Consider the following 12,472-nt stretch of genomic DNA (forward strand, 5'->3'; position numbering starts at 1 on the left):
CTGCTCGCAGTGCTAGAAGCAGTGCGCGACGGCGTGCTTCACGGAGTAGCGTCCCGATTCAACGTTGGTGGCCATATGGCCACCCGAGGTGTTCAAGTTGTACAGGCCCAAATACACCATCTGTCCGTCGGCGCCGATAGCGTAGAGATTGGGAACGGGCTGCCTGCCTTCGCCGACGACCTGCCAGGAGCGGTTGGTGATGATGCCGCCCAGCGACAGCGCGATTTCCTGGTGGATCTTGAGGGCGTAGAGAGGGCCGGAGCCGAATGAGACGAGGTACGAAGGATCCTTGCCGAACTCGTCGTCGAACTGCTTGGCGACGTACTCCTCATATGTGGCCAGCGTCTGTTCGAAATCGCCTGCCCAACCCACCTTCTTCGCCAGATCGGCGGCGTCGTCTCCCTTGAATACGGCCTTGGCCGATCCCTTGGCCAAGGCCGCCTCGATCTCCTTGCGCAAATCGGGGCTATTGCCGCTCGCTTCGGCTTCGTCCACCATCGCGTCGTTCAAGATGACGTAGACCTCGTTCTGGGCTCCTACGGCCGTGCCGGTGTAATCATGGCAGAGTTCTCCGCAGTCCTCGTTTGCAAAGCGGTCGCCGTCCTCGTTCACCCACATGCCCGGGTGGTATTGCGGCAGCGAGAACGTGGTCAAATCCTCAATCATGTTGCCAAACATATAGCCGCGCGCTTTGGCCTCCTGGCGGGCGCCGATGGCCGCCGCCATCTTCAGCGTATCGCCCATGCTGCCTGCTGCGCTCATGGAGGTGATGGCTTCGGGGTCGTAGCCGCCGTATTCGGCGAGCATGTCCATGTTGGCCGCCCAGCCACCGCCTGCGAGGATGACGACCTTCGCGTTCACCTCCAGCACGCCGTCCTTCGTCTCGGCATACACACCGGTCACTGCACCGTCCTCCGAGGTTTTGAGAGCCTTGGCGCGCGTCTTGGTTCGCGTCTCGACGCCCAAGTTCTCGGCTGCAGCGAATAAGGGCTTCATCATGCACTCGCCGCCGCTGAAGAAGCTGTCCTCCCACATGAGGGCCGTGGGCGTCTTGCCCATGTTGCCGGCATAGTAGTCGGTGGTCGGCGCGAAGCGCACGCCGTTGTCCACCATCCAGGCGGTGTTGTCGGCCGAATGGGCAATGGTATCGGCCCAGAGCAGCGGGTTTACCATGTAATCGTACAGCTCAACTTCGCTGCGAATGATTTCGGAGGGGGTGACGGTCAGCCCGTACTTCGCGCAGCCTTCCTCCATTTGAGGCGAGCCGAAGCTGAAGCAGCAGTCGGTGTTCATGCCGTTTCCGCCGGGGTTCTCCTGCGACTCCAGCACGAGCACCTGCTTGCCGTTCTGTGCGGCTTCGACGGCGGCCACCATGCCGGATGCGCCCGAGCCGATGATGCAGAAGTCGACATCGACCGTCTCGCTCGCGGATCCTGCGTACTCCTCGGCTCGGAAACCGGCCCACGGATCGTCGGCGGTAGGTGCAGGTTGCGAACTGGACGTGCCGGCGGACTCGCTCGCCTGGGGCGCGCATCCTGCCAATCCGAGGGCGCCGACGCCGATCGCGGCCGTCGCTCCGACGCCGAGGAAAGCGCGTCTTGAAAGGCTGCCCGATCCTGCCATTCCGTTCGTCTTGCTGGCGGCGCGTTCGTTATTCATGATGTTCTCCTTATCCTCTCGTTCCTCTCCCATTGGCGCTGCTTGCCCGCCGTCTACGGCGGATGGGCCGTACCTCTTGCGGGCTTGAATGCAGGATGCGCCCATGCGGCCTGTGAAGCATCGGATGTTTCGGGCGCATCCGGTTGTGCCCCATCCTCCGAAAAGGGGGATTCCTGGTAGAGGCGCCGTACAGGCCATGCCTGCATCCCGAGAAGGGCGTGTATCGGACGCATCTCGCCCCGTTGCCGCGTTCCGTGCGAGGCATAGCCTCGTTCGTTGCTCCGCTCCGACTGTTCGTCATGCTTTTCGGTGTGCCGTCTGCCGCGCGTTCTGTCCGAAGGTTCGTTCGTCCCCCGAAGGTTCGTGCGTCTTGCACCATCTGTGCTATACTCTCTGCTGCACTTTAGTGCAGTAAAGTAGAAAAGCGGATGTGCCGTTTACCGGGGTAGGGAGCGGCACCTTCGGAGAAGGATGGGAGAACCACATGAAGAAGAAGCTTTTGGCGCTCGTCGTCGCTCTGACGACGCTCGCGTTTTCGGCGGTGCTGCTGGCAGGATGCTCTGGCGGCAGCGAACAGGCCGCGGATTCGGGCAACGGGGCTGACGCTCAGGGCGACACGTTTACGCTCGGTTTCGATCAGGGCTATCCGCCCTACGGCTACGTGGGTGACGACGGCGAGTTTACCGGTTTCGACCTGGAGCTGGCCAAGGCTGTATGCGAGAAGAATGGCTGGGAGCTCAAGCTTGAGGCCATCGACTGGGATGCGAAGGATGCGCTCATCGACAGCGGCTCCATCGACTGCATCTGGAACGGCTTCACCATGGAGGGCCGCGAGGACAACTACACGTTCTCCGATCCGTACATGATGAACGAACAAGTGGTGGTCGTGAAGGCCGATAGCGGAATTGCCGCGCTGGATGGCCTGGCCGACAAGATCGTCATGACGCAGGTCGATTCCGCGGCGCTCGACGTGCTCGAGGGCGACCAGGCTGACCTTGCCTCCACGTTCAAGGAGCTTCAGACCATCGATACATACAACAGCGCGTTCATGCAGCTTGAGTCCGGCATGGTGGATGCTGTTGCGTGCGATCTGTCCATCGCCGCGTATCAGATGGCCGCGAAACCCGATGCCTACGTGCAGCTCGATCCCCTGTCCACCGAGAACTACGCCGTAGGCTTCAAGAAGGGCAACACGGAGATGGCCCAGAAGGTGACCGACGCTCTCAAGCAGCTTGACGACGAGGGTTTCGTCAAGGAATTGTGCGACAAGTACGCCGACCAGGGCATCACCTACGACAACTGGGTGCTGTAACGCAGCTTGGTGTAATAATCAGCGAGAAGCGCTGAGGTGCGTCGAATTGCCGCGAACGTCCGATAGAGCACGCTCCATGCGTGCGGGGAGGACTTCGACCGGCAGGACGGCGTGCCTCGGCGCTTCGCGGTGTCAATCCGTTCCGCTGTCTCCCCAAGGGGACCTGCCTATCGGGCGGCGCGGCAGAACGGCGGAAGGGGCAACATGGAATTCGCGACCATGATCGAACTGCTGCTATCAGGACTGGTGTTCACCGCCCAGATATTCTTGACTACACTTGTGGGAGCCCTGCCGCTCGGGGTGGTAGTGGCGCTCGGCCGCATGAGCCGGTTCAAACCGCTTGCGCTCATCACGCGGTTCTACATCTCCATCATGCGCGGTACGCCTCTCATGTTGCAGCTCATGGCGCTCATGTTCGGACCGTACTATCTGTTCGGACTCAATATGGGCAACGACTGGAAGTACGTCGCATGTTCCGTCGGCTTCGTCCTCAACTATGCGGCCTACTTCGGCGAGATCTATCGCAGCGGCATCCAGTCCATCCCGCGCGGGCAGTATGAGGCGGCGACGGTCTTGGGCTACTCCAAGGGCCAGACCTTCATGAAAATCGTCTTGCCGCAGGTGGTCAAGCGCATCCTTCCGGCAATGAGCAACGAGATCATCACGTTGGTCAAGGATACTTCGCTTGCATTCGTCCTCGGCATCATGGAGATGTTCAGCCAGGCGAAGGCGCTCGCCGCCTCTCAAGTGAGCATGGTGCCCTATGTGGTGGCCGGCGCAATATACTGGGTGTTCAACCTCGCCGTCGAGATGATCCTCACCCGCATCGAAAAGAAGCTCGACTACTACCACGACTGACGAAGTTCGAAGAGCCGCGAGGTTCTAGGGAACGAAGGAGTACCGATGACCGACAAACCAATCGTGTTGCTCGAACAGGCGAAGAAGAGCTTCGGAGACGCGATCGTGCTCAAGGACATCTCGCTTTCCGTGAGCCAGGGCGAGGTCGTGGGCATCATCGGTCCGTCGGGCGGAGGAAAATCCACGCTGCTGCGCTGCATGACACTGCTCGAGACGCTCGATTCCGGTCGCCTGGCTTACGGCGATCTCATCGTGGCCGAAAACGATGCCGCGGGTCGGGCGGCGTATGCATCGAAGGCGGTGCAGCGCGAAGCCAAGATGCGGTTTGGCTTGGTGTTCCAGAATTTCAACCTGTTTCCGCATTACACGGTGCTGAAGAACATCACGGATGCGCCCCTCCACGTGCAAAAGCGCCCGAAGGATGAGGTGTTCGAGCACGCGCGCGCCCTGCTGGGCAAGATGGGGCTCGCGGGCACGGAGGACAAGGTTCCCTGCGAGCTCTCGGGAGGCATGCAGCAGCGCGTGGCCATCGCCCGGGCGCTGTGCCTGAATCCCGAAGTCCTGTTCTTCGATGAGCCTACGAGTGCGCTCGACCCCGAGTTGACCAAGGATGTGCTCAATGTCATTCGCGACCTTGCTGCCGAGCATATGACGATGGTTATCGTCACGCACGAGATGAGCTTCGCGCGTGACGTGGCTGACCGCGTTATCTTCATGGATGGGGGTGTGATCGTGGAAGAGGGAACGGCTGCAGACCTGATCAACAACCCCCGGCATGAACGCACCCGGGCATTCTTGGCGAACTACGAAGGAGCGTAGCGCCGTGGACGTGACTTTTTTCGTCGTGCGGCACGGTCAGACCCTGTTCAATGTCATGGGCAAGGTGCAGGGCTGGTGCGATACGCCCCTGACCGAGGAGGGCGTGCGAGCTGCACGCTCGCTCGGTCGGGGACTCGCCGGCGTCGATTTCGCCGCCGCGTATTCGAGCGACAGCGGACGCGCGGTGCAGACGCTTCACGAGGTGCTCGATTCGCGTGCGGCTGAACGCGCAAGGGCGCGCTTCGACGAGCGGGCGCAGGGCAAGGGCTCGCCTGCCAGCGTCGAAGCCGTGCAGAGCGCTGTATACGTGCCGGCCGGGCCGAACTCCCGCTCCGCGTGCGCTGAGGACGATGGCTTTTCCATCCCTGCTGCTCAGGATGCTCGCTTGCGCGAATGGTGCTATGGCGATCTGGAGGGAGAGCCGGGCGAGCAGCTTCACCGAGTATTCGCCCAGGGGTTTGGTCGCAAGCTGTCGTTTGCAGAGCTCAACAGCCGTCTGCCCGAAGTTGCCGATGTCATCGCCGCAGCCGATCGTTCCGGGCGCGCCGAGCGCTTTGCGGACATCGAGATCCGCCTCAAGCGGTTCTTCGAGGATGCGGGTCGAGCTGCGCTTGCGGCCGGCGGCGGCAATGTGCTCGTGGTCACCCATTCGTTCGTCGTGCGTACGCTTGTTTACCTGCTTGAACCTTCGCGCGTAAACGACCCGCTCAAGATACTCAACGCCAGCGTCACCCGACTCGCTTTCGACGGCGAGTGTTTTTCGCTTGGTGACGTTGGCTCGATGGAGTACGTGCGGTAAGCGCAGCGCATTCACGGTGCAGCCGCCGTTCGAGCGAGCTACCAGCCGAACCAGCCCCAATCGTCCGGGTCGATGGTCATGCGACGGGAGCTGTGGAAGCAAGCGGAACCGCCGTCGCGCTTTTTGCGGTCGTCCTTGCCGTGCGCGTGCTGGCGCTCCCCGTTCTTGTCGTCACCTGACGAGCGTGGTGCGCGATCGTCGGAGCAGGTTGAGCCATCGGAGCGGTGTTCGTCTTCCTCTTCGCGGAGCGGATGCTTGCGAGCTCCCATGAGCCATTCGCCTGCCATCAGTTGGAATCCCATCGGCATGAAGCGTGTCCCGAACGCGCCGATCTTGTTGTACCAGCCGGTGACCGCGCACAGCTCGCCGCGCATAAGGGCACGGTAGACGCGGATAGCCGTCTCATCGGCGTCCATGGAGAAGTACTTCCACGCCGGCGCGTCCTCAATGCCTGCGTTTCGTGGGAAATTCGTGCGTGTGGCGCCCGGGCATACGGTGGTCACCGTAACGCCGGTGCCGCGTAGCTCGCGTGCAAGCGCGGTGGAGAACGAGAGAACGAACACCTTTGCAGCGCCGTACAACGCGTTGTAGGGACAAGGCGTCTTCGCCATCATAGAGCTCATATTGAGGATGCGGCCGTGTCCGCGGTCGAGCATGGGGTGCAGGAACACGTTGGTGAGTTCGGCGAGGCTGGTCACGCTGACCTGGATCATGGAGCGAATGTCGGCGATGGGCAGCTCTGCGAAGCGGCCGGCGGGGGAATAGCCGGTATCGTTCACCAAGAACTCGATCTCGATGCCGGCCTTGCGCACGCGCTCGAAGATGGTGCGCGCGGCGTCGGGATTGGAGAGGTCGCAGGCGATGGGGGTGACCTCGATGTCCAGGCAACGCAGCTCGTCGGCTTGTTTTTCGAGCGCTTCCTTGTCGCGCGCTACGGTGACCAGGTTGTATCCGTCGCTGGCGAACAGCAGACAAAGCGATTCGCCGATGCCGCTCGTTGCGCCGGTGACCAATGCGGTTTGTGCCATGGAGGGCTCCTTTCATGTGCAGGGCGCGCTGCTTGGGCGCCCGGGCGTTTCCGCTTGGCATGATAGGAGCGCCGCCCGAACGCCTACGCGGCGCCCGGGCGGCCGTTGGAAAGGCGCAACGAGCGCGCTATCGTCGGGTTTACTCGGCCGGAGATTGAGCGGCCGCTCCAGAAGTCTCCCGCGCGGCCTCCCCTGCGCCGCTGGGCGAGCGGACGGCTTCGTCCAGGTTGCGCATGCTCTTCGCGCAAAGGGCGGCAACCGTCACCAGCATCCAGGCGCCCACCAATACAAGCGCGGCTATCGATGTACCGGCCGACTTTACCACGATGGAGGTGGCGAACACGGCGACGGGAGCGGCCACCAGCATGAGCGCATTCTGCGTGCCCAGCGCGCTGCCGCGATGCGCATTGGGAATGCGGTCGTAGGCGAAGAATCCCAGCAGTGCAGACGCCGGTCCGGCCGCCATCCCCAGGACGACTGCACCTGCGATAAGAGCGGGGAAGGCGGGCAGCATGCCCATAAGCGCAACGCTCGCCGCCATGCCCGCAAGCGAGATGAGATACCACGTGCGCTTGCGGGCGCGCGGGGCGAGCGCCGCGTAGCCGAGCGACCCTGCCAGCATGCCTGCCGCCATAGCCGACAGCACATAGCCGAGCAGTTCCGGATGCCCCGTCTCGGTGAAGTGCACCGGCAGCACGAGCCCCTGGAAGCTGCCCATGACCATGACGATGCCGAACGTGAGCAGGGTGGAGGCGCGAAGCACGGCGTCGTCTTTGAACAGCACACGGCATCCGTCCACGAGTGAAGCGCGGGCGGCGGCTGCGACGCGCTGGAGGGCTGTGCGGCGTTTCGCGGGCGCTGTTTCTGCATCGCATGCGCCATCTGCGGCTACGCGCGGGGGCACGGCGCCTACCGAGCGCGGGATGGTGACGGTGACGATGGCCGCCGCGCACGAGAGGGCCGCGGTCACCCACAGCGCGTTCACGTCGCCGCCGAAGCCGATGAGCAGCGCGGCCAGCGCGGGTCCCACGATGGTGACGATGCAGTCGAGCGACTGGGCCGCGCCCAGGAACTGCTGCAGGTTCACGCCGTCCCGTTCGCATACGGCGGGCAGCAGGGCATCGCGCGCCGTCATGCCGGGGATGTCGCCGACGGCGCTCAGCAGGCCCAGCGCCACGAACCAGCCGAAGTTCAGCCCCCACACCATGTCCACTACGGGCAGAAGCGCGATGCCGAGTGCCGAGATGAAGTCCGACACGATGGAGATGGAGCGTCGGTTCAGCCGATCGAGCAGGGCGCCCCCCATGAGGCCCGCCAGCATCTGGGGCACCGCGCAGATGAGAGCGAGCGTGCCGGCCGCCAGCGCGTCGCCCGTGCGCGCCAGCAGCACCAGCGGCAACACGACGCCTGCGACAGAGTTGCCCAGAAGCGAGAGCGCGTTGGAGGTGAGAAACCGGATGGTGGTGCTTTTGCCGTGCATGGGGATCCTTTCGGTCGCGGTGGGCGCGGAGCGGCCGTCTCGTGCGTGCCGTCTCGGCGGCTTCGTGCAGGCACCAGTAAAAACCCTGACGTAACGTCGGGGTCAAGCGGAGCGTGGCGAAGTTGTGAAGGAGAGGGGCTAGGTGTCGGAAGCGGCGTCTTGGCGGGCGAAAATGCGTGCCTTTATTTCCTCCTCCAGCCGATCCTCGGCGTAGAGCTGCGCGGGGTTCAGTCCCCTGCGCATGAGCTCGTCGACGAAACGCTCCATTTCGGCGTCTTCCGGGTTCGTTATGTCTTCCCAATTGGCGGAATTGAAGCAGTCGATAAGGGGGTCGATCGTCTCGAGCGCTTCCTCGATGAGCCGTTCGAGCTCCTCGCGCGGCGTGTCTGCGGGCAGTTCGTCGAAGCGCTCGTTCAACGACTTTATTTGATCAAACAGTCCGAGTCGGTGGACTCTCTCCATGACGCGTTCGAGCTCGGCGGTGTCTGACTCGGTGTAGAGGTGTGCGGCGATCAGCAGGGCCTCGCGCTCGCCGCTGGAGATGGCGCCTTCTTTGTAATCGATGAGCGCACGCACCGCCCGCGCGAAGCGCACGGGCAGGTCGGGGTCGAGCTGCTCCTGCTTCAGCTGGGCAATGGTGCGGCGCTGCCCCTCAAGGTGCTCGATCTGCAGCTTCAGCTCGCGGTCGAGTTCGTCGAGGGCCTCCGAGGCGCCCACACCCGCCGCATCGGCCGGGTTCGCATCCATATCGTCCATCACGCGCCCGATACGCTCGAGCGAGAATCCCAGCGACGCGAGTCGCCTGATGCGCAGCACGCGCGCAAGGTCCTCCGCGCCGTAGTCGCGGTAGCCGTTCGCGCCGCGCGGCGGCTCGGGAAGAAGCCCGATGGCGTGGTAGTGGCGCAGCGTGCGTACCGTGCACCCGGTCAATTCCGCCAATTCGCTCGACTTCATGGGCTCTCCTAGGCTAGCGCGGCGCGCGCACCATGAGGCGCTCCACGATGTCGAAGCCGGGGGCGCCGCGCCGCTCCACCGTCTGGAAGCCGAAATGGCCGTACAGCTGTTCCAAGCGGTCGGTGTAGCAGTCGAGATAGCTTTTTAGCCCGTGCTCATCGGCGTAGGCGAGAAACGGTGTGAACAGGCGGCGGAACGCGCCCGTGCCGCGCTTCTCGGGGTCGACGCCCACGGAGATGAAGTAGATGAAGTCCTCGTCATCGCCGGCCCGCTCAAGTGGCCAGCAGGTGTCGGAAAGGGGGTTCATCGCCTCGGCGCGTGGCCCCAGCGCCTCGGCCTCCTGGGCGGTGAGCGCTGCAGCCAGAAGCGCGCCCGACCGCTCCTCGAGTTCGGGCCAGGTGACGCCTTCCAGCTCGCTGCGCAGGTAGGCGTTCGCTGCTCCCGCGCGGTCGGGGAGCGTGTACACGCACTGGAACGGCGCCGTGACGGCGTAGTCCGCGTATATGGCTGCGCGCGTGATCTCGAGCTTGCGTGACTCGTCCGCTCCGAGTGAATCAATCGCCTCCAACCAGGTGGCGTACCACATCTCTTCACGGAAGCACGCGCCCACCATGTGCGCTAGGCTGTCGAGTTGTTCGATGGGATCGGGTGGGACGGTGATGAGGCCAGGCAGGTCCATGACGGCTCCTTCATCGATTTGGTTTCGGTTCGCTCTCGATTCTCGCACGACTTCTCGTCACTGTCGAGCGTCTCCTCCTCGAGCCCCGATACTTGCATCTAAGGCGCGTCCGTACTGCAATCCGGTCGCGCCGGTTCCCTTGTCCCCACTTCTAAAGGAGGCCCATCGCGATGACCGTCAAGGATTTTCTCGATACCAATGATTTCACGAAGGACCAGCTGCTCGACATGATTGAGCTGTCGCGCGTGCTCAAGCGCTGCGTGAAGGCTGGTTACTTTCCCGAGCTGTTGAAGCACAAGACGCTCGGCATGATCTTCCAGCAGGTTTCCACCCGCACGCGCCTGTCGTTTGAGGGTGCCATGGCCGACCTCGGCGGCACGGGCCAGTTCTACGCGCCCGGTACCATCCAGCTGGGCGGGCATGAGACCATCGAGGACTCGGCGCGCGTCATGAGCCGCCTGCTCGACATCCTCGAAGCGCGCGTCGACCGCCACGAAGACCTCGTGGAGTTGGCGAAGTACGCCACGATCCCTGTGATCAACGGCATGTCCGACTACAACCATCCCACCCAGGAGATGGGCGACCTTCTCACCATGATCGAGCACCTGCCCGAGGGCAAGCGCATCGAGAACTGCAAGATGGTGTTCGTGGGCGACGCCACCCAGGTGTGCGTGTCCGAGATGTTCATCTGCTCGAAGATGGGCATGGACTTCGTGCAGTACGGCCCCGAGGGCCATCAGATCCGCGAGGATCTGCTGGAGATCGGCCGCAAGAACTGCGAGGTGTCGGGCGGCAGCGTGAGCGTCACCGACAACCGCGAGGAAGCGATGAAGGACGCTGACTTCGTGTACACCGACGTGTGGTACGGCCTGTACGACAAGGAGCTGTCGAAGGACGAGCGGATGGCCATCTTCTACCCGACGTACCAGGTCACCGAGGAGCTCATGGCGATGGCCGCCCCGGACGCCAAATTTATGCACTGCCTGCCCGCCTCGCGCGGCGAGGAGGTCACCGACGCGGTCATTGACGGTGCGCAGTCCATCTGCTGGGACGAAGCCGAGAACCGCAAGCACTCCATCCGCGGCTTGCTGGCGTACTTCTGCAAGCAGGCCGAAACCGAGGAGCCCGAAGCCGGCGAGGCGCACGACCAGCTGAACTATCTGCTGGAAGGCCTCGGCAAGCAGGGGGTTCCGACGGCCTAGCGGCCATCGGAACGAGTCGATGTGCTGCTCCGCGAAGCAAGTCCCCGAAGGGGACGGGCGGCCGTGGCGCTCAATCTTCGAGCGATGCCGCGAACTCGCGTACCGAAGTACGCGTCGCCCTCGCCATCCCACGAATCTCAAGCACCACAGCTGCCCTCGCTGACTGACTACGCCAACCTGTGCGTGAAAGAAGGAAACCTATGGCAAAGAATAAGAAATTCCGGTTGATCGACGCGATACTGTCGGTCATAACCGTCGTGTTCGTGGCCGAGGCGGCGGCTCCTGCGGCCGCCATCGGCAACTCGCAGTTCTTCTGGTGGATCTTCCTCATCATCGCCTTTTTGTTGCCGTATGGACTCGTGGTGAGCGAGTTGGGCACCGCCTACGACGACGAAGGCGGTCTGTACGATTGGGTGCGCCGCGCGTTCGGTGATACGTGGGGTAGCCGCGTGAGCTGGTACTACTGGATAAACTTCCCGCTGTGGATGGCTTCGCTCGCATTTCTGTTCCCCGAGACCATTGCGCTTATCACAGGGTTCGAGCTGGGGCTTCTGCCTTCGCTCGTCATAGAGCTCGCGTTCATCTGGATCGTCGTATTCCTCAGCTTCTCGAAGGTATCCGACTCAACCTGGATCCTCAACCTGGCCGCTGTGCTCAAAGTGGGTATCGCCGTGGTGGTGGGCGGCTTGGGCATCTGGTACGCCGTGAATTACGGGTTCGCAAATGACATGGCCCCTCAGACGTTCCTGCCCTCGCTCGACTCGAACAGTCTGACCTATCTTTCCATCATCTTGTTCAACTTCATGGGCTTCGAGGTTATCACCACCTACGTGGGATCGATGGAGAATCCGAGCAAGCAGATTCCCAAAGCCATCATTGCGGGTGGTATCGCCATCGCGGCGCTCTACCTGTTCAGCTCGTTTGGCATCAGCGCCGCCATCCCCGCCTCCGACATCTCGCTCGATTCGGGCATCATGGATGCGGTGGGGATCATGGCAGGCTTCGGCAGCGTGCTGTTCGTCGTGGTGGCCGTGGTATTCCTCATCACGCTGTTCGGTAATATGGTCAGCTGGTCGTTCGGCGTGAACTTCGTCGCCGAGCACGCTGCTAAGAAGAAGAACATGCCGAAGCCCTTCGCCCACGAGAGCGCTCAGAATGGTATGCCCACCGGCGCCGCCATCATCAACGGCATCGTTGCGAGCGTGCTCGTGCTGCTCTCGCCGCTCATGGAGCTTGCAGGTTTCGACAGCTTCTTCTGGATATTCTTCTCCATGAACATCGTGTTTCTGCTTATCAGCTACATCCCCATGTTCCCCGCGTTCCTCAAGTTGCGCAAGGTGGACGCTGCTCGCCCGCGGGTGTTCCGCGTGCCCGGCGGCAAAGGCCTGTTGGCAGTGGTATGCTGGCTCCCCGTGGTGCTGCTCGTCCTGTCCATCATCGCCACCATCGTGCCGCTGAACGGCTCCGAAGAGGAGCTGTCGAAGATACCGATGCTTATCGGCGTAATCGCGTTCGTCGTCATCGGCGAGATTGTGCGCGTGCTCTCGGCGCGCGGCCGAAAGGTCGACTATCTCGGTATGGAAGCGAGCGGCGACCCGGAGACGTTCGATGCCGCTGTTGCGGAAAAGATCAACCCCGTCGATCGTCGCTGACCCAAGCAACTCTGTTCTTTATCGTCGAAA

Annotated in this window: 11 protein-coding genes; 6 read left to right on the top strand and 5 right to left on the bottom strand. The window is 62.8% G+C overall.

All coding sequences use genetic code 11. The annotated features are described in order from the left end of the window. Positions 1 to 12 precede the first annotated feature (12 nt). Positions 13 to 1,659, bottom strand: a complete 1,647-nt coding sequence (locus C2L71_RS07150) for an FAD-dependent oxidoreductase (RefSeq protein WP_157938946.1) — start codon at positions 1,657 to 1,659, stop codon at positions 13 to 15. 484 nt (positions 1,660 to 2,143) lie between these two features. Between C2L71_RS07150 and C2L71_RS07155 the strand changes: the two genes are divergently transcribed. From C2L71_RS07155 to C2L71_RS07170, 4 genes are all read left to right on the top strand, one after another. Then, on the top strand, positions 2,144 to 2,971 hold the full coding sequence (locus C2L71_RS07155; protein ID WP_103265089.1) for a transporter substrate-binding domain-containing protein: 828 nt from the start codon (positions 2,144 to 2,146) through the stop codon (positions 2,969 to 2,971). Between the two features lie 204 nt (positions 2,972 to 3,175). Then, complete coding sequence (locus tag C2L71_RS07160; RefSeq protein WP_103265090.1) at positions 3,176 to 3,829, top strand: amino acid ABC transporter permease; 654 nt, start codon at positions 3,176 to 3,178, stop codon at positions 3,827 to 3,829. Positions 3,830 to 3,874: 45 nt separating this feature from the next. Next, on the top strand, positions 3,875 to 4,648 hold the full coding sequence (locus C2L71_RS07165; protein ID WP_103265091.1) for an amino acid ABC transporter ATP-binding protein: 774 nt from the start codon (positions 3,875 to 3,877) through the stop codon (positions 4,646 to 4,648). Between the two features lie 4 nt (positions 4,649 to 4,652). Next, entirely contained in the window at positions 4,653 to 5,447 is a 795-nt protein-coding gene (locus tag C2L71_RS07170) for a histidine phosphatase family protein (RefSeq protein WP_239926462.1), read from the top strand. A 38-nt stretch (positions 5,448 to 5,485) separates the two neighbouring features. Here C2L71_RS07170 and C2L71_RS07175 read toward each other — a convergent pair whose 3' ends face one another. The 4 genes from C2L71_RS07175 to C2L71_RS07190 all read right to left on the bottom strand — a co-directional run bounded on the left by C2L71_RS07175 (position 5,486) and on the right by C2L71_RS07190 (position 9,588). Then, positions 5,486 to 6,475 carry an SDR family NAD(P)-dependent oxidoreductase gene (locus C2L71_RS07175; RefSeq protein WP_239926464.1) on the bottom strand — a complete coding sequence of 330 codons (990 nt, stop codon included), beginning with the start codon at positions 6,473 to 6,475 and terminating at the stop codon, positions 5,486 to 5,488. Between the two features lie 139 nt (positions 6,476 to 6,614). Continuing rightward, positions 6,615 to 7,955 carry an MFS transporter gene (locus C2L71_RS07180; RefSeq protein ID WP_103265093.1) on the bottom strand — a complete coding sequence of 447 codons (1,341 nt, stop codon included), beginning with the start codon at positions 7,953 to 7,955 and terminating at the stop codon, positions 6,615 to 6,617. A 138-nt stretch (positions 7,956 to 8,093) separates the two neighbouring features. Beyond that, positions 8,094 to 8,909: a MerR family transcriptional regulator gene (locus tag C2L71_RS07185; RefSeq protein ID WP_103265094.1), complete on the bottom strand. Its 816-nt coding sequence runs from the start codon at positions 8,907 to 8,909 to the stop codon at positions 8,094 to 8,096. 13 nt (positions 8,910 to 8,922) lie between these two features. Then, on the bottom strand, positions 8,923 to 9,588 hold the full coding sequence (locus C2L71_RS07190) for a GNAT family N-acetyltransferase (RefSeq protein ID WP_103265095.1): 666 nt from the start codon (positions 9,586 to 9,588) through the stop codon (positions 8,923 to 8,925). A 170-nt stretch (positions 9,589 to 9,758) separates the two neighbouring features. Here C2L71_RS07190 and ptcA point away from each other — a divergent pair, with 170 nt between their 5' ends. Beyond that, the gene (ptcA, locus tag C2L71_RS07195; RefSeq protein WP_103265096.1) at positions 9,759 to 10,790 is read left to right on the top strand and encodes a putrescine carbamoyltransferase; all 1,032 of its coding nucleotides are present in this window, start codon (positions 9,759 to 9,761) and stop codon (positions 10,788 to 10,790) included. 200 nt (positions 10,791 to 10,990) lie between these two features. Further along, positions 10,991 to 12,442 carry an APC family permease gene (locus C2L71_RS07200; RefSeq protein ID WP_103265097.1) on the top strand — a complete coding sequence of 484 codons (1,452 nt, stop codon included), beginning with the start codon at positions 10,991 to 10,993 and terminating at the stop codon, positions 12,440 to 12,442. Positions 12,443 to 12,472 lie beyond the last annotated feature (30 nt).

Source organism: Enteroscipio rubneri (genome assembly GCF_002899715.1).
In the GTDB taxonomy this organism is placed as follows: Bacteria; Actinomycetota; Coriobacteriia; order Coriobacteriales; family Eggerthellaceae; genus Enteroscipio; species Enteroscipio rubneri.